24 protein-coding genes and 3 tRNA genes are annotated in these 23,395 nt (G+C 53.1%); 22 read left to right on the forward strand and 5 right to left on the reverse strand.

Translation table 11 applies throughout. The features are described from left to right. Positions 1-14 precede the first annotated feature (14 nt). Entirely contained in the window at positions 15-1,577 is a 1,563-nt protein-coding gene (locus INT33_RS08450) for a SpoVR family protein (protein ID WP_193091637.1), read from the forward strand. A gap of 88 nt (positions 1,578-1,665) precedes the next feature. Here the strand turns inward: INT33_RS08450 and INT33_RS08455 are convergent, their stop codons facing one another. Beyond that, the gene (locus tag INT33_RS08455; protein WP_193091638.1) at positions 1,666-1,980 is read right to left on the reverse strand and encodes a high-potential iron-sulfur protein; all 315 of its coding nucleotides are present in this window, start codon (positions 1,978-1,980) and stop codon (positions 1,666-1,668) included. A 242-nt stretch (positions 1,981-2,222) separates the two neighbouring features. Between INT33_RS08455 and INT33_RS08460 the strand changes: the two genes are divergently transcribed. After that, positions 2,223-2,498, forward strand: a complete 276-nt coding sequence (locus INT33_RS08460; RefSeq protein WP_018918618.1) for an Lrp/AsnC family transcriptional regulator — start codon at positions 2,223-2,225, stop codon at positions 2,496-2,498. 202 nt (positions 2,499-2,700) lie between these two features. Continuing rightward, positions 2,701-3,564 carry a DNA/RNA non-specific endonuclease gene (locus INT33_RS08465; RefSeq protein ID WP_193091639.1) on the forward strand — a complete coding sequence of 288 codons (864 nt, stop codon included), beginning with the start codon at positions 2,701-2,703 and terminating at the stop codon, positions 3,562-3,564. A 228-nt stretch (positions 3,565-3,792) separates the two neighbouring features. On the opposite strand, the gene INT33_RS08470 is transcribed toward INT33_RS08465, so the two are convergent. The 3 genes from INT33_RS08470 to INT33_RS08480 form a co-directional block, all read right to left on the reverse strand. Beyond that, positions 3,793-3,879 (reverse strand) — tRNA-Leu (locus INT33_RS08470). 40 nt (positions 3,880-3,919) lie between these two features. Then, a tRNA-Leu gene (locus INT33_RS08475) sits at positions 3,920-4,006 on the reverse strand. A 69-nt stretch (positions 4,007-4,075) separates the two neighbouring features. Continuing rightward, positions 4,076-4,162: transfer RNA gene (locus tag INT33_RS08480), tRNA-Leu, on the reverse strand. Between the two features lie 245 nt (positions 4,163-4,407). Between INT33_RS08480 and rnr the strand changes: the two genes are divergently transcribed. From rnr to INT33_RS08525, 9 genes are all read left to right on the forward strand, one after another. Continuing rightward, positions 4,408-6,810: a ribonuclease R gene (gene rnr, locus INT33_RS08485; RefSeq protein WP_193091640.1), complete on the forward strand. Its 2,403-nt coding sequence runs from the start codon at positions 4,408-4,410 to the stop codon at positions 6,808-6,810. Between the two features lie 2 nt (positions 6,811-6,812). Next, on the forward strand, positions 6,813-7,634 hold the full coding sequence (gene rlmB, locus INT33_RS08490; protein ID WP_192539164.1) for a 23S rRNA (guanosine(2251)-2'-O)-methyltransferase RlmB: 822 nt from the start codon (positions 6,813-6,815) through the stop codon (positions 7,632-7,634). Between the two features lie 195 nt (positions 7,635-7,829). Next, positions 7,830-8,222: a 30S ribosomal protein S6 gene (rpsF, locus tag INT33_RS08495; RefSeq protein WP_193091641.1), complete on the forward strand. Its 393-nt coding sequence runs from the start codon at positions 7,830-7,832 to the stop codon at positions 8,220-8,222. 33 nt (positions 8,223-8,255) lie between these two features. Then, a complete protein-coding gene (rpsR, locus tag INT33_RS08500) occupies positions 8,256-8,483 on the forward strand; it encodes a 30S ribosomal protein S18 (protein WP_009097135.1) in 228 nt (75 codons plus the stop codon). 12 nt (positions 8,484-8,495) lie between these two features. After that, positions 8,496-9,347: a hypothetical protein gene (locus INT33_RS08505; RefSeq protein WP_193091655.1), complete on the forward strand. Its 852-nt coding sequence runs from the start codon at positions 8,496-8,498 to the stop codon at positions 9,345-9,347. A 15-nt stretch (positions 9,348-9,362) separates the two neighbouring features. Next, positions 9,363-9,809 carry a 50S ribosomal protein L9 gene (gene rplI, locus INT33_RS08510; RefSeq protein ID WP_018918611.1) on the forward strand — a complete coding sequence of 149 codons (447 nt, stop codon included), beginning with the start codon at positions 9,363-9,365 and terminating at the stop codon, positions 9,807-9,809. Between the two features lie 274 nt (positions 9,810-10,083). Continuing rightward, positions 10,084-11,469 (forward strand): replicative DNA helicase, encoded by a 1,386-nt coding sequence (dnaB, locus tag INT33_RS08515; protein WP_192539165.1) that lies wholly within the window; start codon positions 10,084-10,086, stop codon positions 11,467-11,469. Positions 11,470-11,538: 69 nt separating this feature from the next. Next, entirely contained in the window at positions 11,539-11,832 is a 294-nt protein-coding gene (locus tag INT33_RS08520; protein WP_018918609.1) for a hypothetical protein, read from the forward strand. Positions 11,833-11,978: 146 nt separating this feature from the next. After that, complete coding sequence (locus INT33_RS08525; protein ID WP_192539166.1) at positions 11,979-12,281, forward strand: DUF6482 family protein; 303 nt, start codon at positions 11,979-11,981, stop codon at positions 12,279-12,281. A gap of 67 nt (positions 12,282-12,348) precedes the next feature. Here the strand turns inward: INT33_RS08525 and INT33_RS08530 are convergent, their stop codons facing one another. Beyond that, positions 12,349-12,765 (reverse strand): thiol-disulfide oxidoreductase DCC family protein, encoded by a 417-nt coding sequence (locus INT33_RS08530; RefSeq protein WP_192539167.1) that lies wholly within the window; start codon positions 12,763-12,765, stop codon positions 12,349-12,351. 213 nt (positions 12,766-12,978) lie between these two features. Here INT33_RS08530 and hemH point away from each other — a divergent pair, with 213 nt between their 5' ends. The 10 genes from hemH to INT33_RS08580 all read left to right on the forward strand — a co-directional run bounded on the left by hemH (position 12,979) and on the right by INT33_RS08580 (position 23,387). Continuing rightward, complete coding sequence (gene hemH / locus INT33_RS08535; protein WP_192539168.1) at positions 12,979-14,061, forward strand: ferrochelatase; 1,083 nt, start codon at positions 12,979-12,981, stop codon at positions 14,059-14,061. 306 nt (positions 14,062-14,367) lie between these two features. After that, positions 14,368-16,719 (forward strand): putative monovalent cation/H+ antiporter subunit A, encoded by a 2,352-nt coding sequence (locus INT33_RS08540; RefSeq protein WP_192539169.1) that lies wholly within the window; start codon positions 14,368-14,370, stop codon positions 16,717-16,719. After that, positions 16,712-17,143: a Na+/H+ antiporter subunit B gene (locus INT33_RS08545; RefSeq protein WP_018918604.1), complete on the forward strand. Its 432-nt coding sequence runs from the start codon at positions 16,712-16,714 to the stop codon at positions 17,141-17,143. The genes INT33_RS08540 and INT33_RS08545 overlap by 8 nt, the downstream gene beginning before the upstream one ends. An 18-nt stretch (positions 17,144-17,161) precedes the next feature. Beyond that, on the forward strand, positions 17,162-17,509 hold the full coding sequence (locus INT33_RS08550; RefSeq protein WP_018918603.1) for a Na+/H+ antiporter subunit C: 348 nt from the start codon (positions 17,162-17,164) through the stop codon (positions 17,507-17,509). Then, positions 17,506-19,107: a Na+/H+ antiporter subunit D gene (locus INT33_RS08555; protein WP_193091642.1), complete on the forward strand. Its 1,602-nt coding sequence runs from the start codon at positions 17,506-17,508 to the stop codon at positions 19,105-19,107. Before INT33_RS08550 ends, INT33_RS08555 begins: the two co-directional genes overlap by 4 nt. Beyond that, entirely contained in the window at positions 19,104-19,577 is a 474-nt protein-coding gene (locus tag INT33_RS08560; protein WP_192539171.1) for a Na+/H+ antiporter subunit E, read from the forward strand. The genes INT33_RS08555 and INT33_RS08560 overlap by 4 nt, the downstream gene beginning before the upstream one ends. Next, positions 19,577-19,846, forward strand: a complete 270-nt coding sequence (locus tag INT33_RS08565; RefSeq protein ID WP_193091643.1) for a monovalent cation/H+ antiporter complex subunit F — start codon at positions 19,577-19,579, stop codon at positions 19,844-19,846. Before INT33_RS08560 ends, INT33_RS08565 begins: the two co-directional genes overlap by 1 nt. Next, positions 19,839-20,243 (forward strand): monovalent cation/H(+) antiporter subunit G, encoded by a 405-nt coding sequence (gene mnhG / locus INT33_RS08570; protein WP_018918599.1) that lies wholly within the window; start codon positions 19,839-19,841, stop codon positions 20,241-20,243. Before INT33_RS08565 ends, mnhG begins: the two co-directional genes overlap by 8 nt. 350 nt (positions 20,244-20,593) lie before the next feature. Next, positions 20,594-22,012 (forward strand): DASH family cryptochrome, encoded by a 1,419-nt coding sequence (locus tag INT33_RS08575; RefSeq protein WP_193091644.1) that lies wholly within the window; start codon positions 20,594-20,596, stop codon positions 22,010-22,012. A 103-nt stretch (positions 22,013-22,115) separates the two neighbouring features. After that, positions 22,116-23,387 (forward strand): lytic murein transglycosylase, encoded by a 1,272-nt coding sequence (locus tag INT33_RS08580; protein WP_193091645.1) that lies wholly within the window; start codon positions 22,116-22,118, stop codon positions 23,385-23,387. Positions 23,388-23,395 lie beyond the last annotated feature (8 nt).

Below are 23,395 nucleotides of genomic sequence, written 5' to 3' on the forward strand. Positions count from 1 at the left end.
TTGAGGAGTGCGCCATGAGTGCGTCCCAAAAGCCAATAGCGACGGGTTCTGACTGGAACTTCAACGACTTGGAGCGCTTTAACGATAAGCTCGCCGCGCTTGCCGATGAGTACCGTCTGAACACCTATCCCAATCAAATTGAAGTGATTACCACTGAGCAAATGATGGATGCCTACGCCAGTGTGGGCATGCCGGTGGGCTATCACCATTGGTCGTTTGGTAAACAGTTCCTGGCCGTCGAGCAGGCCTATAAGCGTGGCCAGATGGGCCTGGCCTATGAGCTTGTAATCAATTCCAACCCCTGTATCGCCTACTTGATGGAAGAAAATACCTTAATGATGCAGGTGTTGGTGATGGCCCATGCGTGCTACGGGCATAACTCCTTCTTCAAGGGTAATTACCTGTTTCGTACCTGGACCGATGCCGAGTCTATCGTTGACTACTTGGTATTTGCACGGCAATACATTGCCCAGTGCGAAGAGCGCCATGGCGTGCATGCCGTTGAGCAACTGTTGGATGCGTGCCATGCGCTGCAAAACTACGGCGTTGACCGCTATAAGCGTCCTTCGCCTATCTCCGCAGAAGAGGAAGCCAAGCGCCAGGATGAGCGCGAGGCCTACCTGCAGACGCAGGTGAATATGCTGTGGCGCACGATTCCTGAACTGCCCGGCAATGCAACGCCGCTACCCGGTAGCCTGCATAGCGATGATGACCCTCTGGGGTTACATAGCGGTGGAAATTATCCGCCGGAACCTCAGGAAAACCTGCTGTATTTTATTGAAAAAAACGCGCCGCTACTGGCTCCCTGGCAGCGTGAGATGGTGCGCATTGTGCGCAAGCTAGCGCAGTATTTTTACCCCCAGCGCCAAACCCAGGTAATGAATGAGGGCTGGGCGTGCTTCTGGCATTACACGCTGATGAACCGCCTGTATGACGAGGGCGATGTTGATGAAGGATTAATGCTGGAGTTCTTGCAGTCCCATGCGGCGGTGATTAACCAGCCCGATTTTGATAGCCCCTATTACAACGGGATTAACCCCTACGCGTTGGGGTTTGCCATTTTTATGGATATCAAACGGATCTGTGAGGCGCCGACGGAGGAGGACCGGCAGTGGTTTCCGGATATTGCCGGTACGCCCTGGCGAAGCACGCTTGAATTTGCCATGTGCAATTTCAAAGATGAATCGTTTATTCAGCAGTATTTATCCCCCAAAGTAATGCGCGATCTTAAGCTGTTTTTAATTGTGGATGATGACCAGGCCGAGACGCTTGTCGTTGGTGCTATTCACAACGAGCAGGGCTATCGCCGGGTACGTGACGCGCTTTCCTCTCAGTATGCGCTGTCAGTCAAAGAGCCAAATATTCAGGTGGTTGAGGCGGCTATTCGGGGTGATCGCTCCTTAACGCTGCACCATATACAGGATAGCCGCCGCCCGCTCGGTCGCAGCGTTTACCCTGTAATCCGGCATTTGCATGAGCTTTGGGGTTTTCCTGTACGATTGATTTCCATGGACGAAGGGCGCGTAACGCATCGCTATCGTTGGCCGGTAGAAGAGGAAAGCAAAGACAAACCTTAATGGGTACCAAGCCCTGCATTGGGCAGGGCTGTGCTTAAGCTATCCATCGTTGTTAAGTCAGTTCTTATGTTATTTCCAGGTGCGTTCGTTAGCCTTGAGCGACCCAGGATTGACACCAGCCGCCTGGGGCAACGCTATGTTCAGGGAAAAGTTGGCAGCCCTGGGTGTCGGCGGTGTAGAACATGCAGTTATCACAACGCTCACCGGCTTCATAAGCGGGATGATCGCTGGCATTGCTGGCATCTTCGACATAATTCAGCGCTTGGGCGCTGGGCGCGGAAGGGTCAAGACGCGGCAATGTCTGAGCAAATGCCGTTTTCGATAGAATACCGATACCCAAGGGTAGGCTTATCAAACCCAACACACTGCTACGTATAAAATGACGACGGCTCTGGTTAGCCATGATTTCTCCTGTAGATCACACTCACAAATAGGTCACGGGGAACGGGTGATAAGCCACCTCTTGTTAGCTTTTTTAGCTGAGCCTCCCTATGACAGCTATTACCGCGAGATTATCCCTGCCATGCTAGCCAATGGTAACGTCATACGCGACTCGTCGAATAGCCCGCCCGAGCTGCGGATTACATTAGGCCTGTTATACTCCACTCTCTTTTTCGTATCACTTACATTCTTAGTGAGGACGCCATGCAAAACGCAGTTATTTTAATTAATACCGAAAAAGGCCAGGTCAAAGCAGTGGCTGAGCGTTTGGCGGACGTGGAAGGCATCAGCGAAGTGTACTCGACCTGCGGGCGTTACGATCTTGTGGCGATTGCCCGCACCCGGGATTTTGAAAGCCTCGCTGAGCTTGTTACCGAGCGCCTTAATGAAGTTGAAGGCATTAGCGATACAGAGACGCTCAATGCCATGCAGGTACACTCACGCCATGACCTGGAAACCATGTTTTCACTGGGCTGGTAACCAGATACTAAGCGCTTTATAACATTTAGGGTGTGTTGAGGCTTTACTCGCGAGGGCTTAAGCGTCGACACACCTTGGTCGGCGCATGCCCTTTTGCATATGCCGACGTTATAAGAATGACGCCCTTGAGCGCTGGCTGCGGTCATCGTTGCGCTAAATGGCGAGGCGAATAGAAAAATTAAAGAGTAGGGAGTAGGGGAGCTTGGGAAGATCACTTCTGCACTTGCGTCGTCAAGGCCGACGTTTGGGCGTTGCCGTGCTGTTTGTTGTCGCCGGGGCTGGCTTATGGGAGTTTCAGGAGCGCCAGTATCAGGATGAGTATACCTGGATGGGTGTGCCGACCTGGGATGGCTTTCAATTTACAACGTTTCACCGCGTACTGAGTAATAACGGCTACTTAGTAGGGTGGTCCGATGTGCGTGTCAACCCGCTATGGGTAAGCTATCAGCTAACGGCCGTTGATGACGATACGAGCATTGGCCCTCGGCCGAATTTTCAGGCCGATTGGCGAACGCTTTGGCCAGTTAAAACGGATAGCTATTCAGGCAGTGGCTATGACCGTGGGCATATGGCGCCCAACTACGCGATAGCGGCGGTGCATGGGCGTGAGGCTCAAACAGATACGTTTTTAATGAGCAACATGACGCCGCAGCGACCTAATCTCAATCGTCAGCTCTGGCAGCGTCTGGAAGAGTCTGTCATGGATCACTTCGCACCGCGCTTTGACCGTTTGCAGGTTATTACCGGCCCCATCTTTCCCGAGCACTTTATGGATAACGTGTTTAACCGGGTAGGCTTTGTCGAAGTGCCTGAGGCGTTCTATAAAATTATCGTTGCTCCACATAACGAAGCACCGTTGGCGTTGGCGTTTATTATGCCGCAGGACGTGCGTGGCAATGAGCCGCTGGATGGTTATCTGGTGACGATTGATGAAATAGAGACGCGTACGGGGCTTAACTTTTTTCCGGACTTAGCGCCGGAGATAGAAGCTGTACTGGAAGGTGAGCTGCATACCCAAGGGTGGGCGTTAGAAGAGATAGTCCGGCGCCCAGGGCGGTTTCAGTAAGCTTGAATAAAGAAGCAATAGCGTATGACCGGGAGTAAGATCTTAAGTTTTAGATCTTTCTCCCGCTACAGCTGTAAAGTGTCATTAATATTCAGACGGTAAGCCGAGCGTGGTCAGTGCCAATACGTTAAGTATGCACATAAATAAAAAACATAGGGAGAGAACAAGTAGGGGGGAGAACAAGCTGAGGGAGAAAAAGAGAGAATGATGCGGACGGGAACCATCGAGTGGTGCCCAGGAGAGGACTTGAACCTCCACGTCCATACGGACACTAGCACCTGAAGCTAGCGCGTCTACCAATTCCGCCACCTGGGCGCATCATGTATTACTTATAGCACATCCACTTGTGTTCGTATGGTGCCCAGGAGAGGACTTGAACCTCCACGTCCATACAGACACTAGCACCTGAAGCTAGCGCGTCTACCAATTCCGCCACCTGGGCGAACACAAATGTCTTACTCACTTGCCTGCTCGGTTATGCCGGTTATGAAAACACTAACATAACAAAGTATGGTGCCCAGAAGAGGACTTGAACCTCCACGTCCATACGGACACTAGCACCTGAAGCTAGCGCGTCTACCAATTCCGCCATCTGGGCAAGTGGCGCGTATAATACGCGGGTCGCGATTAAATGCAAGACCAGTAAGCTAATTTTATAGTGTAAATAGCATAATTGCTGCTCAAGGTGGTTGGGTCATGGATCATGCAGCGCTATACTGCGGGTATGACCAAACATAACGTTAATTTTTTCAGCCTGACAATCGCTGAAACCCCTCGCATGCAGCTGATGTCTGCTGCTTTTTTTGTCCGCCTCCCGCAAACGCCATTAAGGATGTCGATCGCATGAAGTATTGGACGTTGAGTGATGATCCGCACGCTGAGCGCGAGGCGCAAAAATATGATAATCCGGCACCTAGCCGTGAATATTTGTTAGCTGCGCTTGAAGCCTACGGCAAGCCGATTACTCATGAAAACATGAGCCGTATGCTGGGCATCGAGGATGAAGATCACCTTGAAGCTGTTCGCCGCCGCATGGCGGCCATGGAGCGTGACGGCCAAGTGCTGCGTGACCGTCGCGGTGCGTATGCGTTGATTGATAAGCTTGATCTGATCAAGGGCAATGTCCTGGGTCACCGGGACGGCTTCGGCTTTCTTATCCGTGATGATGGCAAAAAGCCTGACCTGCTGTTGCCGCCACGCCAAATGCGTCGCGTGTTCCACGGCGACCACGTTCTGGCGCGCGTTAGTGGCACCGACCGGCGTGGACGCGATGAAGCGACTATTGCTGAAGTGATTGCCCGCAATACGCAAACTATCGTCGGGGTGTACCGGAGCAATACGCCTGAGTTTGGCATATTGATTCCTGAAAACCCGCGCATCACCCAGGAAATCATCATTCCGCACAGCGCCAGTGCTGGAGCAAAGGATGGCCAGGTAATTTCGGCCAGAATTGTTCAGCAGCCGGCTACCCGCGTACAGCCTGTAGGTGAAGTGATTGAGGTGCTGGGCGAGCGTATGGACCCGGGTATGGAAATCGATATTGCGATTCGCAGTTACGATATCCCGGCTGAATTTCCGCCTGAAGTGCTGGATCAAACCAGCGGTATTTCCGCTGAAGTGCTGGAAGAAGATAAGCAGCATCGCGTTGATCTGCGGGATATTCCGCTGGTGACGATCGATGATGAATCCGCCAAAGATTTCGATGACGCCGTGTGCGCGTGGAAAACGAAATCGGGTAGCTGGAAGCTGTTAGTCGCGATCGCTGACGTCTCACACTATGTACGTCCGGGTACAGCGTTGGACAATGAAGCGCGCATACGAGGCAACTCGGTGTATTTTCCGGGGCAGGTTGTGCCGATGCTGCCGGAGCTTTTATCCAACGGCCTCTGCTCACTGAATCCGCATGTAGATCGCCTAGTCATGGTTTGTGAGATGAATATCTCCAAGACCGGCGCGATCAGCCGCTACTCTTTCTATGAAGCGGTTATGAATTCTCACGCGCGTCTCACCTATAATAAGGTGGCGGCGATGCTTGATAACGAAAGCGAAGACGGCGCTGCTCTGCGTGAAGAGCACAAAGCGCTGGTCAAACCGTTAAATGACCTTCACGAGCTTTACCACCTGTTGCGTGAAGCGCGTAATGAGCGTGGGGCGATTGATTTCGATACCACCGAAACGGCAATTATCTTTAACGAAGAGCGCAAAATCGACAAGATCGTGCCGCGCAGCCGTAACGATGCGCACAAGGTCATCGAGGAGTGCATGCTGGCGGCTAACGTAGCGACCGCGCGCTTCTTGGACAAGCACGACCTACCCGCGCTGTACCGGATACACGAGCGACCGACGCCGGAACGGCTGGACAAACTGCGCCTGTTCTTGAACGAGCTGGGGCTTTCTGTCGGTGGTGGCGATCTGCCTACGCCGCAGGATTATCAGGCGCTACGTGAGGTGATCAAGGATCGTCCCGACGCCGATATTATTCAGACGGTCATGCTGCGTTCCATGAACCAGGCCGTTTACTCGCCGCAGAACGAAGGTCACTTCGGGCTGGCGTACCAGGCTTATGCCCACTTTACCTCGCCGATCCGCCGTTACCCTGACCTGTTGGTTCACCGCGCGATACGCTCTGTGATCCGTGGTCCGCGTCAGACCAACACCGTGGTGCGCGTTGAAGGTGCGCCGGTCGAGCCGCCGAGCAAGTGGTGCCCGTACACGTTTGAGCAAATGCTCGAGCTTGGCGAGCACTGCTCGATGACCGAGCGTCGTGCCGATGAGGCCACGCGCGATGTCGAGGGCTGGCTCAAGTGTGAGTTTATGTCTGATAAGCTGGGCGAAACCTTTGAAGGAACGATTGCATCGGTTACCCAGTTTGGTCTGTTTGTGCGTCTGGACGCGTTTTATGTTGAAGGCCTGGTCCACGTGACGTCGCTGCCGTCAGACTACTACCACTACGAGGCCGAAAAACATCGCCTTAAAGGTGAGCGGACGGGCACTACGTATCGACTGGGCGACGGTTTAACCGTGCAGGTTGCCCGCGTTGATATGGATGATCGCAAGATTGATTTCAGCTTGACCGACGATAAGCCTCGTCCACGTCGTCAGCCGCGTAAGCGCCGCAGTGGCGATACTAATGAAGTGGCTGCGCCCAAGGGCGATGCGGCACCTAAGAAAGATAAGCCGAAAGATAAGCCATCCACGCGTCGCGGCCCACGGCGTACGCGTCAGTCATCGCCGAAGAGAGGTTGAGCATGAAGTCAGCGTCGTCTCGACGTGGCCCGCGCACTATGGCTCGTACTACGGCTCGCTCTACAGTGCGCACGCCTGATGGGCTGGACCAGGTGTATGGCGTACATGCTCTGCAAAGCTTGTTAGAGCGCGGTGAAACGCCACGTGAGCTTTGGGTGCAGCAGGGCGCAGGCAGCCGTTTGGCCGAAGTGGTAGAGCAGGCGCAAGCGCGCGGTGCACGCATTAAAGAACAGCCTCGCGACTTGTTGGACCAGCTAACTCAAGGGGCCGCTCACCAGGGGGTAGTGGCATTTTGTCCGCCGCTAACGCCTGAAGGTGAAGAGTCTTTGTGGTTAAAGCTGCGCGCCTGGAAGGCTGAAACGCCGCCGCTACTGCTGGTGCTCGATGGCGTGACCGATGTTCACAACTTTGGTGCCTGTTTGCGCAGTGCCGATGCGGCTGGGGCACACGGCGTGATTGTGGCTAAAGATAAAGCGGCGCCGCTCAATGCCACGGTGCGCAAAGTAGCCTGTGGCGCGGCTGAAGTCGTGCCGGTTTATCAGGTAACCAATCTGTCGCGCACGCTTGCCAAGCTAAAAGACGCAGGCGTGTGGATTACCGGTACGGCCGGGGAGGCCGATGCCAGCATCTATGCTATCGATATGACCGGACCTACTGCGCTCGTGATGGGAGCAGAAGGGAAGGGAATGCGGCGCTTAACTCGTGAGGCGTGCGACAACCTGGCTAAGCTGCCCATGGCAGGGCAGGTTTCAAGCCTGAACGTCTCAGTGGCTACGGGCATCTGTTTGTTTGAAGCGGTACGCCAACGTCAGCTTGCAAGTTAGCCGCTTGCCCACTAGAATACCTGCGCCCGTTTGTCTACAGGCGGGCACAGGTTTTTAAACAGTAGTTCTGCTAATGCCTTGGCTGCCGCTAGCGGTAAGTTGGATGCATTTCAGTTAACTCCTTGCTTCCCTGTCGTCGTTCTTCGCTTACTGCGGGTACACACACCGGAAGCTGTCAAACCGCAAGGAGATCCTATGCGTCATTATGAAATCGTATTTATGGTCCACCCGGATCAGAGCGAGCAGGTGCCGGCCATGGTCGAGCGCTACACCAGCATCGTTACTGAAAATGCTGGTACCGTGCATCGCTTGGAAGATTGGGGCCGTCGTCACCTGGCTTACCCGATCAACAAAATCCACAAAGCCCACTACGTGCTGATGAACGTTGAATGTACTGGTGAGACTCTCGAAGAAATCGAGAACATCTTCCGCTTCAACGATGCCATCATCCGCAGCCTGGTTGTACGCTGCAAGGAAGCGATCACTGAAGCTTCCCCGATGATGAAACCGGCAGAAGAGAAGCGTCCGCGTCGCGAAGACAAGCCGCGCGCTGATGCCGACTCTGATTCAGAAGTCGAAACTGCCTGATTCTATCCACTGCACGTTTTAAGGAGCTAATCCATGGCACGTTTTTTCCGTCGCCGTAAGTTTTGCCGCTTCACTGCTGAAGGCGTCAAGCAGATCGATTACAAAGATCTCGACACCCTGAAGGCTTACATCACCGAAACTGGCAAGATTGTTCCGAGCCGTATCACCGGCACTAAAGCACGCTACCAGCGTCAGCTGGCGACTGCTATCAAGCGTTCGCGCTACCTGGCGCTGCTGCCCTACTCCGATAGCCACCAGTAAGCGTTTAACGTGATGCTGGCACTGGCAAGATGGCTAATGCGAGGGCTGCCTTACGCCGCAGGCGGGGCAGCGTTAGCAACGCTAGTGCCTTGGTTGTTCTGGTTAGGTGCAGCCATTGCGGCGTTAGTGACCCTGCGTAAAGGCTTCGCGCCTGCACTGCCGGTCATCATCGCCGCTGCGCTACCGGCAGGTTTTTGGTGGGCGCAGGGCGACGTTATTCCGCTTACCAGCGTATTGCTGGTAACGCTAATGGCGTCGATTCTGCGTGAAAGGATGCGTTGGAGTGAAGCATTGCTTGCAGGCACGTTAGTGGCGGCAGCAATGGTGCAGTTCGGCATCTTTAGCCCGCCTGGCGGTATGGAGCTAATGCTTGAGCAACTGCGACAAGGCTCCTCGGACGTTGATCGCATGCTCACAGAGTTGGCTAGCCAAGGGTACGATACCCAAATGCTTGCCTCCATTGTGGTAGGTGGTGTTACGGGTCTCGTGGTTTTGGTCGTAGCTATCGCATGTTTGGCCCTGGCACGAAGCTGGCAGGCGGGGTTATATAACCCGGGCGGGTTTCGTGAAGAGTTTCATGCATTTCGACTCACGCCCAAAGAGCTCGCCGTAGTAGCGGTGCTCGGTGTGGTTGGCATGATGCTGGGGGCGCATGCGTTGGCGGTGCTTGGCTGGATTCCGCTATTAGTTGCTGGCATTGCGTTAGTGCATGGTTATATCGGATTAAAGGGGATGAACGGGCTGTGGCTGGTGGCATTTTATGTGCTGCTGATCACGACCTGGCCCATGATTCTCATTGTGCTGCTGTTGGGGCTGATTGATACATTCGCGAACATTCGCGCACGCCTTGCCCGCGGCAACTGACAAGAGGTTTACGAGATGGAAGTCATTCTGCTCGACAACATTGGTAAGCTGGGCGGCCTGGGTGACAAGGTCACTGTTAAGCCTGGTTATGGTCGTAACTACTTGGTGCCTTACGGTTTAGCCGTACCGGCCACCAAAGAAAACGTTGAAGCGTTTGAAGTACAACGTGCTGAGCTTGAAGCTCAAGCCGCTGAGCGCAAGGCAGAAGCCCAGGCGCGCGCTGAACAGCTAAACGACATCGAGCTTTCGCTGGTGTCTAAAGCTGGCGACGAAGGCAAGCTGTTTGGTTCTATCGGTCCGCGTGATCTGGCCGACGCTATTTCCTCTGCTGGCATCGATGTTGCCAAGAGCGAAGTACGTATGCCGCAAGGCCCGATTCGTCAAACTGGCGAATACGACATCGCCCTCCACCTGCATGCAGAAGTGGACGCCGTTGTTCGCGTGGTAGTTGTCGCAGAGTAATACCTGCTACCGCTATTAACGCCACAAAGGGCGCGGGATTTCCCGCGCCCTTTGTTATTTATATGCTGGTAATTTATGTGCAGGTTATTTATGCGAGTTATTTATAAGCGGATTGTTTATAAGAGGTTATTGCTAAGCAGCAAGGTGATTTCAAGTAACGTTGGCTGCTTAGCAATAACACTTAATGCAACGACCTGACGGTGGTTGTTAACGGTTTGTCCGATTAAAATAGTGGCCTTTATTGGCTATGCTGCACTGTTGAAAGGAGCTCGCGATGGACCAGCCTTCTGCTGATCAGGAAACGGCAGCACTAAAGCTGCCGCCGCATTCGCTGGAGGCGGAGCAGTCGGTGTTGGGCGGGCTAATGCTGGATAACCAGGCTTGGGACAATGTCTCTGAGCGCCTGGTAACCGATGATTTCTATCGCTATGAGCACCGGCTGGTGTTTAACGTGATGATTCATCTGGCTGAATCTGGGCAGCCGCTTGACGTCATTACGCTGTCTGAAGCATTGGAAGCGCGTGATCATCTGGATACCGTCGGCGGCCTGGCGTTTCTGGCAGAGCTTGCCCGTAATACGCCTTCGGCAAGTAATATTCGTGCCTATGCGGATATCGTGCGAGAGCGGGCGACGCTTAGAAAGCTGATTCGTGCGGCGAACCAGATCGCTGAAAGTGCTTTTTCGCCTCAAGGGCGGCCTGCCGATGAGCTGCTCAACGAAGCGGAACGGTTAGTCTTTCAGATTGCCGAGGAGCGCCCTAAAACGGGCGGGCCTATCGGCATGAGTGAGCTTTTGACCAAAGCGGTTGACCGTATCGATGAGCTGTTCAACCTTAAAGGCGAAATGACCGGGCTTTCGACCGGTTTCCGCGACTTGGATGAAATGACCTCGGGGTTGCAGCCGTCCGACTTGGTGATTATTGCCGGGCGTCCGTCAATGGGTAAAACTACGTTCGCGATGAACCTAGTGGAGCACGCCGTGATTGCCAGCGACAAGCCGGTCATGGTGTTTTCCATGGAGATGCCTGCGGAATCGCTAATGCTTAGGATGCTGTCCTCGCTTGGGCGTATTAACCAGACGCGTGTACGCTCCGGCCAGCTGGAGGATGAGGATTGGCCGCGGCTAACATCGGCGGTCAACCTGCTTAAAGACAAACAGCTATTTATTGATGATACAGCCGCGCTCTCGCCCAACGAAATGCGCTCGCGGTTGCGCCGTATTGTGCGCGAGCATGGCAATATGGCGTTGGTCATGATCGATTACCTTCAGTTGATGCAGATCCCCGGGTTTTCTGAAAACCGTACCGGTGAGATTTCGGAAATTTCGCGCTCGCTCAAGGGCTTGGCGAAAGAGTTTAACTGCCCGGTGGTGGCACTTTCCCAGCTTAACCGCTCGTTGGAGCAGCGTCCCAACAAGCGTCCGGTAATGTCGGATCTGCGGGAATCAGGCGCCATCGAGCAGGATGCCGACGTTATTGCCTTCGTCTATCGTGATGAGGTATATAACCCAGATAACCCGGATAACCAGGGTATTGCTGAGCTGATCATCGGTAAACAGCGTAACGGTCCTATCGGCGCGGTACATATGGCATTTATTGGTAAATATACCCGCTTTGAAGATTTGGCCCCCGATAGCTATGGTGAGGCTTTCGGCGATTAGTGTGGGGCAGGGCGGAAGCCAGCTCTTATCGAACACAGAACACAGCAACACACAGAACGGGAGTAACACATGGCAGGTGGTTTTCGGCGTGGTAATCGTCAGCGTCTTCCTAAACTTGAAGGACGTGGCGAGCTTCAGGAGTTGGAGAAAGAGGGCCCCTTTAAAGAGTGGCTGGGGATGCCTGACCTTTATCGCTATTACCTGGTGGTAGAGGGGCAAAAGTATAGTTACCAAACAGAAGATGCCGATTTGCCAGTGGCGGTAGGCGATAAAGTGGTGTTTCGCTACAAAGAAACCAAAGCGGGTAACTGGATTGACCGCAATTCGCTAGGTAAGGCGATTGATCCCTCAGAGTACCAGTAACTCAAGTATCTAATTACGCGAATAGTCTGAAACTCTCCTGAAAAGTTGCCGTCTTAGCCAATAGGTGCCAAGGTAAAGGTAACAGGAATGTAATAGGGCCCAGTCATGCTGTGCCCTATTGTTGTATCCAATAATAGGAGGGAACCATGGAACTGATCGCGCTTAAACAGTTCGTCGAAAGCCACGATAACTTTGAAATTCGCGTCATTACGCATTCAGGTAGTCGTTTTTATCAACTTGAGCTCGAAGATGTAGAAGGTGAACGGCACATGCTCACCCAGCGTGGTAAGCCAATGCTGTTTCGCTCGTTAGACGATGTATATCTGGAGCTAAAGCGCGCCGGCATTCATCGTGCGTATCTGGTTCAGCATGTGCCGCAGGACGAGATGATCGGCAGAGACGCGCATTACAGTGAGCCGTTAACAGCACGTATGCCGCTGGTTTTCTAAAAAAACGCTAAGTCGCAGAGATTGTCTGTCGAATTAGCCCTCATTAACAGTAGTTGTAGTTGTAATATTAGTTGTAACGCTCGTTGTCACGTTTGCTGTAATGTTTTTCCCACCACTGCCCAAGCCTTATTCGGCGACGGGCAAAGAAACGGTAGCCTGCATTCATTACGCCTCGCAGGCCCGGTAAGCAAGAAAGTTTTACCAGCCGCCGGTAGCCTAGCGTTGCATACAGGGCCCGGCTGGCATCCATGCCCACATACCAGTTTCCCTCGTTATCCCGGACATGTAGCTGCCCCATTAGGGTGTCGAACGAATAGCCCGTTTCAGCGGCATCAAAATCCACCTTTCGAATATCTATCAACCGAATGTGTTTGCGATTCGGATGCTTGTTTAGCCACTCAACCTCTATTCGACAAAACGGGCATTGACCATCGTAATAGAGCGTGACAGGCGGCGCAGTGTTAAACAGTTGAACATCGCTCATTAAAACCTCTTTAGATAACCTTGCACTAAACGATAGGTAGAAGCGCTTCTGGTGTGTCGTCCATGGAAGAGTATTAGCTGCGGTGTAAAACGATAGACACGAATTAGTCGGGGATTATACAAATAGCGTTGATAGTATAACTTTATGCCGCAACTTTGCCGAAAAATGGTAAGATTTTGACTATTCAACCGTAGTTTTCCGGGAGTAAGCGTAATGACCGAGAGCGTTGTAATCGACCAGCCGGGAGAGGGGCGCCTGGCGCATGCCTCAGGTGATCATCCTGGCGTACCTCGCGCAAAGGTGGGCGTAGTGGTGGCTAACCTGGGAACGCCTGATGCCACTGATTATTGGTCAATACGGCGTTATCTGAGTGAGTTCCTCTCGGATAAGCGGGTGGTGGATTATCCTGATTGGAAATGGCAGCCGCTGCTGCAACTGATCATTTTAACCAAACGCCCCTTTTCTTCGGGTAAAGCGTATAAAAGTATTTGGAACAATGAGCAAAACGAAAGCCCATTGCTCACCATTACCCGGGCTCAAACGGTGAAACTGACCGAACGTTTAAAAACGCTTTATGGCGACAGTGTCGAAGTCGATTTCTGTATGCGCTACGGCAATCCTTCCACTAAAAGTGTGTTGAACCGCATGAAAGAGAAGGGTTGTGAGCGTATCGTTTTCTTCCCGCTCTACCCTCAGTATGGCTCGCCGACGACGGCTACCGCCAACGATCAGGCGTTTCGCACTTTGATGAAGATGAAATGGCAGCCGGCTATTCGCACCGTGCCTGCCTATTTTGATCGCCCTGTCTATATACAGGCCTTGGCCAATTCCGTCACCGATATGTATGCCCAACTCAAAACGCGGCCTACCAAGTTGGTGGCGAGTTACCACGGGGTTCCCAAGCGTTATTTAATGGAAGGGGACCCTTACCACTGCCACTGCCAGAAAACCACGCGGCTACTGCGCGAAGCGCTGGGTTTTAGCAAAGAGGAAGTGGATACCGCGTTTCAGTCGCAGTTTGGGGTGGAAAAGTGGGTGGGTCCGCCGACTGTTGAACATGTCGCTACGCTGGCTAAACAGGGTCATAAACATATCGCTATTTTATCGCCCGCCTTCTCTGCTGATTGTGTTGAAACGCTTGAAGAAATTCAGGAAGAAATCCGCGACAGCTTTATGGCCGCCGGTGGGGAAACGTTTAGCTATATCCCTTGTTTAAATGACCGGGATGATCATATAGACGCTTTGCTTAGCGTGATTAATAACGAGCTTTTGGGATGGCTTCCGTTGCCTGAGTAAGTGATTGAACAGAGCGGAAAAACATAACAATAAGCACGCTATCTATTTGATTTCGCTTAAAGGTTGTCTGGCAACTCGCTGCTGTCTGTTATAGAGTCTACGACTTTATGATCACTTGTATTTGACGTTTAACGCGATCAAAAAAGTACTTATGGCGAGTAAAAAGTCAGGGGCCTTTACGTTTTAAATGCATCAGAAGTGGTTACGAGTAGAAGACAGGGATAACGTCATCTGCTCGCCGTGAGAGGACCCGTACGCCCATAGTACCCGCCTCGTGCGGGGCTGTTACCCAGGAGATATCGCTAGATGCAATTCGCCGTTTTAATGGGGTTTGTATTGGCCGCGCTGGCACCGTTAATGCAGCGCTGGTTTGCAGACCGTACGAGTCTGGTATTAGCCATTTTTCCTGCCCTGATCGCCACGTGGTTATTTGCTCAGGCGCCCACGGTAATCAATGACGGCCCGATGCTAATGGAATGGCAGTGGGTGCCTTCACTGGGTATCAGTCTCACCTTTATGCTGGATGGGTTGTCGTTACTCTTCGGCCTATTAATCTCTGTTATTGGCACATTTGTGCTTATTTATGCAGGGAGCTATTTAAAAGGCCACCCGGATATTGTGCGATTCCACATAGCCTTGCTGGCTTTTATGGTTTCCATGTTGGGGCTGGTATTAGCCGATGGTTTGGTCACCCTATTTATTTTCTGGGAGCTGACCAGTGTTACATCCTATCTGTTGATCGGTTTTAACCACACCGATATCCAGGCACGCAAATCAGCGCGCCAAGGGCTTTTTGTCACGTTTGCGGGCGGACTTGCCCTAATGGCCGGGCTTGTATTGCTGGGCGTCTCCAGCGGTGAATGGTCATTGACCGATATCCGAGGGATGGAAGCCGATTTACGCGAGCATGCCCTTTATACGCCGATGCTCATTTGCCTGCTGTTGGGTGCCTTTACCAAATCTGCCCAGTTTCCGTTTCATTTCTGGCTGCCTAACGCAATGGCGGCACCGACACCGGTGTCGGCCTATTTGCACTCCGCTACCATGGTAAAAGCGGGTATTTACCTGATGGCAAGGCTTCAGCCTGAGCTGGGCGGCACGGCGCTTTGGATCAGCGTGCTTTCTGTGGTGGGTGCTACTACGCTGCTGGTTGGCGCATTCTTGGCCATTCATCATACTAATATTAAAAAGCTGTTGGCTTACTCAACCATTATGGCGCTCGGCACGTTGACCATGCTGCTGGGCATAGGTACTGAGTACGCCATGACGGCGTTTGTAACCTTTCTGCTCGCCCACTCCTTGTACAAGGGTGCGCTGTTTATGGTGGCGGGTATTCTCGATCACGAAACCGGTACCAAAGATGTTACCGCCATGGGCGGATTAAGACCTTTGATGCCGGTGACGGCCACCATTGCCCTGGTGGCGGCATTATCGCTTGCCGGCGTGCCGCCTTTACTTGGCTTTATTGGTAAAGAGCTCAAGTTTGAAGCGGTGCTTGGCGCAGGGGATTTTCAGGGCTTATTGGTCGTCTTCGCATTTGTTAGTGCTATTTTAACCATCGCTGTGGCAGCGATTGTTGCGTTACGCCCTTTTTATGGTAAACGTCATGAAACTCCAAAAGTACCGCATGAAGCGCCCTTCGGTATGTTAATGGGGCCTGCGTTGCTAAGCGTAGGCTCGCTGGTCTTTAGCCTGGCGCCCGCGACGTTTGGTGTTGATTCCCTTTTAGCGTCCGCCGCAAGCGCGGTGGCAGGAGAGCCCAGAGACGTTGCGCTGTCACTTTGGTACGGCGTTAATTGGGCGTTAATAATGTCAGTTATCAGCCTGGGACTGGGGTTACTGCTCTTCAAGTATTGGGACAACATAAGAGGCAAGCTTATATTGTTGGCACCTGCCATGCGCTATGGCCCTGAAGCTGGCTATGAAGGCTTATTAAATGGCGTGGTGCAATTCTCTGAATGGCAAACGCGCGTGCTGCAAAACGGCTATATGCGTAACTATATCTTGGTCATGCTGGTGGTTCTGATCATCCTGATTGGTAACTCCATTCTGCTGCGCCATTCTCCTTTATTCGCTTTTGATCTTGATGTGCGGTTCCACGAGGTCATTGTAGTGGGCACCATGGTGATGGGGGCTCTATTTGCTACGGTTACCCGCTCGCGCCTGGGCGCTGTGGTGTCCGTGGGCATTATGGGGTTCTCGATTGCCCTCATCTTTATTCTTTTCAGCGCGCCTGACCTAGGGATTACGCAGCTTCTGGTCGAAACGCTCACGGTTATTTTGCTGGTCTTGGTGCTATTTAGGCTACCGCGCTTCTCGCACCTTTCCACTCCGCTTGAGCGCATCCGTGACGGCTCGGTGGCCGCAATAATGGGTATTCTGATTTTCCTGTTGATCATGACCGCCTGGAGCATTGATCAGTTTGAGTCCATTTCTACCTACATGATCGAAAATAGCGCGCCGCTCGCCTATGGCCGCAATATCGTTAACGTGATTCTGGTCGACTACCGTGCCTTGGATACCTTGGGCGAAATGTTTGTACTGGCCCTGGCTGCTATCGGGGTGATCGCCATGCTTAAGCTGCGCCACGAGCCGGAAAGCCCCAAAACAGCCGTCGAAGGCAGCAAGTCAGATATCAAGGAGCCGTACGATGGTTAAGTCAGGGACGATCATTCTTAATACGGCTGCGCGGTTTTTAATGCCCTTGCAACTGATGTTCTCGGTATTTTTGCTGTTCCGAGGGCACGATGAGCCGGGCGGTGGATTTATCGCCGGGCTAGTGGCAGCGGGGGCGTTCACGCTGTATCTGCTGGCTTTTGGGGTTAGTGCCACCAAGGAAGTGCTGCGCATGGTTGACCCGCGCGATCTGATTGGCGTGGGTCTATTGCTGGGTATCGTTTCCGTGGTTCCGGCCTGGTTCATGGGTCAGCCGTTCTTGACGGCCCAGTGGTGGACTATTCCGGTGATTGATTTCAAGGCTTCGACGCCGCTAATTTTCGATATCGGTGTTTATCTGTCGGTATTGGGGTCGGTAATCGGCATGGTTATGGCGCTGATGGAGGTGGACAAGGATGAGCCATAAGTTAACAGGAGTACGCGCATGGAACCGTTAATGGCTTTAGCGATTGGCGTGATGTATGCCACCGCCATCTTTATGATGCTGCGACGCTCGATCGTAAAGCTGGTGATTGGACTGCTGCTGCTTTCCAATGCCGCCAACCTGCTGATCTTTACCACGGCAGGCATGACGCGGGGCGCGCCTCCGTTGATTCCGGAAGGCATGCTACAGCCTGTTGGCGAGGTGGCCGATCCGCTGCCCCAGGCGGTTGTACTGACCGCCATCGTGATCGCATTTGGGGTGCTGGCGTTTGCAGTCGTATTGATTCGCCGTGCCTATGAAGTGGTCAAGGCCGATGATCTGGACAAGATGAAGGATACCGATACGTGAGGCCTGAAGTTGCTCTTCCCATTCTTTTGCCCCTACTTTCGGGGGCCGTTTCCTTGCTTTTCTGGCGCTCGCGTCCCATGCAGCGGTTTCTTGCCGTTGCCGGTAATCTTGCCCTTTTGGTCGCCTGTGTGTGGTTATTTGCAGCCACGCTTTCCGAAGGCTACATCACCATGCAGATGGGGAGCTGGCCTGCGCCGTTCGGGATCACGCTGATCGCCGATGTGCTGAGCGCCGTCATGATTCTGATGACCGGTATCATAGGTCTGGCCATGGGCATCTACTCGCTGGCAACCACCGGCCACGGACATGAAAAGTTTGGCTATTACCCGCTGATGCACCTGTTGCTCGCCGGGGTGGCGGGCGCCTTTCTGACCGGTGACCTCTTCAACCTTTACGTATGGTTCGAGGTTATGCTGGTGGCGTCTTTTGCGCTGCTGATTTTAGGTGGCGAAAGGGCGCAGATGGAAGGCGCGATCAAGTACGTTACCCTGAATTTGCTGGCCTCGGTTATCTTCCTTTCGGCGGTTGGTCTGCTATATGGCACCGTGGGTACGCTGAACATGGCGGATATCGCTCTGCGAATCGATATGGTCGAGCACGCCGGTATGGTTGAAGTGCTGGCAGTAATGTTCATGGTGGCCTTTGGAATCAAGGCGGCCGCGTTTCCGCTGTTTTTCTGGCTGCCGGCTTCCTACCATACGCCGCCCGTAGCGGTTTCCGCGCTGTTTGCCGGTCTTCTTACCAAGGTGGGGGTCTATGCACTGTTTCGTGTATTTACTCTGATATTTGATCAGTCCATGGGTTACCTGCAGGACATCATGCTCTGGGGGGCAGTGCTGACCATGGTAACCGGCGTGTTGGGGGCTGCGGCGCAGTACGAGTTCCGGCGTATTCTCTCTTTCCATATTGTCAGCCAGATTGGCTATATGATTCTGGGACTCGCGCTTTACACGCCCTTGGCGATTGCCGGTGGCGTGTTTGCCATCATGCATAATATCGTGGTCAAGACGAACCTGTTCTTGATTAGCGGGATTACCCACCGCCTGCAGGGCACCTATCAGTTGAAGAAGATGGGCGGGCTTTACAAAGAGCGCCCTTGGCTTGCGGTCGCCTTCTTTATCTCAGCCTTTTCACTTGCCGGGGTACCGCCGCTTTCGGGCTTTTTTGCCAAGTTCGTGATCGTGCGGGCGGGCATTGAGGCCGAAGCGTATGTGGTGACCGGTATTGCATTGGCGGTGGGTCTGATGACGCTCTATTCCATGGTCAAGATCTGGAATGAGGTATTCTGGAAAGGCCTGCCGGAGGAGAATCTTGTGCCGGTATCCGCCGCGCCAAGCGGCGACGATGGCCGCTTGATCAAGCCAAGCCTGTGGATGATGTACCTGCCGGTGGTTGTGCTGGCGTTGTTTTCACTTTTAATTGGTATTTTTGCCGAGCCGATCATGCTGGTGATGAATACCATCGGTGATCAGCTGTTTGAGCCGGACGGCTACATTGAGGCGGTGCTGGGCGTTGCAGCCAATGCCCAAGAGGCACTGCTGAATGCAGATGATGCTCAACCCGAAATGGACACGAGTGGCGGGGAGGGTACTCCATGACCGGTGCTATCTGGAACCTGCTGCTAGGGTTGGCGTGGGTGTTGCTGAGCGGCGATTTTACCGGCTTGAATCTGCTGGTTGGGATGGTATTTGGCTATATCGCCCTGGTGCTTATTGAGCCGCAGGTAAACGCGCTCAAGGGATATCCGGCGCGCATACCGCTGATTATCCGCTTTCTGGGATTTTTCATGAAAGAGCTTGTGCAGGCTAACCTGCGCGTTGCGTTTGATATTGTAACGCCGCCCTGGCACATGCAGCCGGGGGTGATCGCCATGCCCCTCTCTGCACGCACGGAAATGGAAATCACCATGGTCGCCAACCTGATTTCATTAACCCCTGGAACGCTGAGTTTGGATGTCTCCGATGATCGCAAGGTGCTCTATATACATGCCATGTTCCTAGATGATGAAGAAGAACTGCGGCGCAACTTGAAAGAAATGGAGCATCGAGCCCTGGAGTTATTTCGCTAATGCATACGGTTCTGTTAATTAGTCAGGTCATTATGGGGCTGGCGCTTATATTGACCTTTGTGCGCGTAGTGCGCGGCCCAAGCCTGCCTGATCGCGTAGTAGCGCTTGAGTTGTTTTCCACCACAGTAGTCGGGCTGGTGGGCGTTTATGCAATTCAGTCAGGCGTTGCCAGTTTTCTGGATGCCGCCATTGTGATTGCTCTAATGGGTTTTTTAGCCGCCATCGGTTTTGCACGCTTTTTGGAACGCGGAGGGCCACGCGATGATTGAGGCAATTAAAGGCGCACTTCTGCTGACAGGTTCTTTGTTTATGCTATTGGCAGCGGTTGGCTTATTACGCTTACCGGATCTGTTAACGCGCATGCATGCAACCACCAAGGCAGCGGCATTAGGCGTTATTTTAATTATGCTGGCGGCGGCCATGCATTTTTCAGAGGTTGGCGTAGTGGCACGCTCGTTTGCGGTGATTGTCTTTATCCTGATGACCGCACCGGTAGCAGCACATGTCATTGGTCGGGCGGGCTATTTTGTCGGCTCACGGCTTTGGAGCGGTACGGTTAAAGATGAGCTGCGCCCTAACTATGACCCGCTGACCCATGAATTGAAAAGCGGCCTGGAAACTTATGAGAATGCCAAGCGCCAGCCACGCGCAACTGATCCGGACTAACGGCTTCAAACGCTAATGATTTTTTAAGTATGAGCCTTAACGAGCCACCGCCTAGGTGGCTTTTTTTATGCAGTATTCCGGCAGAATGACGTTGAATTTAAAAAATACCATTATGTACAATAATTGTACTGTATAAGTTATGATGTCTACGTTTTTGGTTCGTCAAGCACATTTAAAACCCTCACACGTGCAGGCGTTACCCATAATATTTAAAGCATTAAATAGGCGTTTAAAGTAATACCCACGCTTAGCTTCAGTAGAAGATAAGTGTGCTGCTGGAATCTGTGCGCTATTGCAGTAAGCGCTGCGGCTATGAAACCAGCAGCTACGCATGCCGAGGAGGCAAGAGCATGAACACCACGATCGATATTGTCTGGCTGCAAGACGATTTGCGTGTCGCAGATAACCCCCTGCTCGAATTCACCTCAAAACCTGATCAGCTTCTGTGTTTGTATGTACTTAATGAAAAGTGGCTGGAGCCTGCGATAGAAGGGGAGACCACGCCCCGAATAGGCCCCGCCCGGTTGCGGTTTTTATGGCAAAGCTTAATGGAATTACGCGGGGAGCTTTTACAGCGAGGAAGTGACCTGCTGGTACGTATTGGCAACCCCGCTGAGGTTGTCGTGCAAATGGCCTCTTCGCTTCAGGCCCGGGAAGTCCGAGTAGCGCAGCACGCAGGGTTTGAAGAAGCTCAGCAGATTCAGAAAGTAGCCCAAATGCTGCCTAAAACGTCGAGCCTTTATAGCGTTGAAAGTGGGCGTCTGTTCGATAGCGCCGCACTTCCGTTTGGGCTTGATGAGCTGCCGGAAAGCTTTTCTGCCTTTCGGCGCTGCGTGGAAAAATATTGCACTACTCCTAAAGCGCTTGCCGCGCCCGTGACGCTGCCAGGCTGGCCAGATGCTTCTCGTGGTTTCCCACCGTTAAAATCAGTCTGTGAGTACTCGGCCAACTGGCAACCCGATGAGCGCCAGGGCTTTGTGTATGTTGGCGGTGAGAATGCTGCCCATGAGCGTTTGCAGCACTATATTTGGCGCCAAAATGGTCCTGGCAAATATAAGAAAACCCGTAACGGTTTATTGGGTGCCGACTTTTCGACGCGGTTTTCTCCCTGGCTGGCTCGCGGCTGTTTATCGGCGCGTCAGGCAAATGATGCGGTTAACGATTGGGAGGCACTGCATGGGCGCGACGAATCGAGTAACTGGATCTCGTTTGAGCTTTTATGGCGTGAGTACTTTCATTTAGTTGCACAGTTGGAAGGTGCCAAGCTCTTTGGGGATCAGACCCTCCCGGCACCTTGTTCAGCGTTTAACGCCTGGCGTGAATCGGCAACCGGCATGCCTTTTGTCGATGCGGCCATGTTAGAGCTACGCCAAACGGGCTGGATTTCCAACCGTGCACGTCAAAATGCAGCAAGCTTTCTAGTCAAAGATTTAAACGTTGATTGGCGACTGGGCGCCTGGTGGTTTGAGCACTGCTTGATTGATTATGATGTAGCTAACAATTGGAGCAACTGGCGCTATATTGCGGGCGTTGGACGTGATCCACGCCAGAACCGCTATTTCAACGTGCTTAAGCAAGCCAGTCATTATGATCCGAAAGGCCTATATGTGGCTTACTGGTTGCCCGCTCTGAATTCGCTTCCTTATGGGATTGAGCGACATCAGCCGTGGTGTAGCGCGCCAGCCCAATTTGCCGAGCCTTGCGTAATGCCCGAGGAGTGGCAGCGCTGGCTCATCGCACGCACGGAACTGGAAGAAGCCGACGAGTAAAGCATGGCAATAAGGGACTGCGGGAATTAGAGAGAAAGGCTAGTATCTGCCTATTTTCTAGGCCATCATCAGGCATGCTAAGGACTGCTCAAGGATAGATGCCATGTCGTTGAAGATCGATTTACCGCTGCGCCGTGTGGTTAGCCATACGTCGCTAACGCTTTCCGCAGGGCTGCTGTCCATGCTGCTGAGCGGTAGCCTGCAAGCCGCCAATCCCCAGCTAATGACGGAAGTGGATGCACGCGGAGCCCAAGAGCTGCGCTACGCCAATTTTGAGCAATGGCTAAATGAGTTCCGTCGCTTTGCGGCCACTCAAGGGATTAGCGAGGCAACACTGGCAACGGCGCTAAATGGCGTGCGTTATCGTGATCGCGTCATTGAACTAGATCGCTATCAGCCTGAATTTGTGCGCCCCATTTGGGAGTATCTTGATTCAGCCGCCTCCGATACGCGCGTCAATACCGGTCGTGAGCGGTTTGAAGAGAACCGCCAAACGGCCTTGGAGATGCAGCAACGCTTTGGTGTGCCTGCAGAAATTGTCGTCGCCATTTGGGGCATCGAAAGTAATTACGGCAGTAACTTTGGCGACTTTTCAACTATCGAAGCGCTGGCTACTCTGGCCTACGATGGGCGCCGACGAGACTTTGCCCGCGGCGAGCTACTGGCTGCCCTGCGCATTATTGAGCAGGGCGATATTTCTGCCGAGCGCATGAAAGGCTCCTGGGCAGGCGCCATGGGACATACTCAATTTATTCCCAGCAGTTTCGAAGCCTATGCCGTAGATGGCGATGGCGACGGGCATCGCGATATCTGGGGCAGCATTCCAGACGTGATGGCCTCGACCGCCAATTACTTGGCCCGGGCGGGTTGGCAAACCGGTCAGCCGTGGGGTGTTGAGGTCGTGCTGCCGACGTCGTTTGATTATTCACAAACCGAACGGCTCAGCAGTGCTGAGTGGAGCCGACAGGGCATTCGTGCTTTGGAGGGCGAGCTGCCTGATTTTGAGAGTGCAGCGCTTGTTATTCCCGCTGGCGCGCAAGGACCTGCGTTTGTCGTAGGTCCCAATTTCCGGGCGATCTTACGTTACAACAACGCCACCAGCTATGCCTTGGCGGTCGCCACGCTGGCCGATAAAATTGCTGGGCGGGCCGGCATCCAGCAGTCGTGGCCAAGAGGAGAGGCAGCCTTAACCCGCGATGATGTCAAAGAGCTTCAGCAACGCTTGAATGAGGCAGGCTACGGGGTAGGCGGGGCTGATGGCGTCATGGGTCCCAATACCCGTGAAGGGCTGCGCGCCTTCCAGCGTCAGCAAGGGCTAACGCCGGATGCATTTGCTACCCAGTCGCTTCTTGAACGATTGCGGCAGGCGCGCTAAACAACGAT

This window comes from Halomonas colorata (genome assembly GCF_014897985.1).
GTDB classification, from domain to species: domain Bacteria; phylum Pseudomonadota; class Gammaproteobacteria; order Pseudomonadales; family Halomonadaceae; genus Vreelandella; species Vreelandella colorata.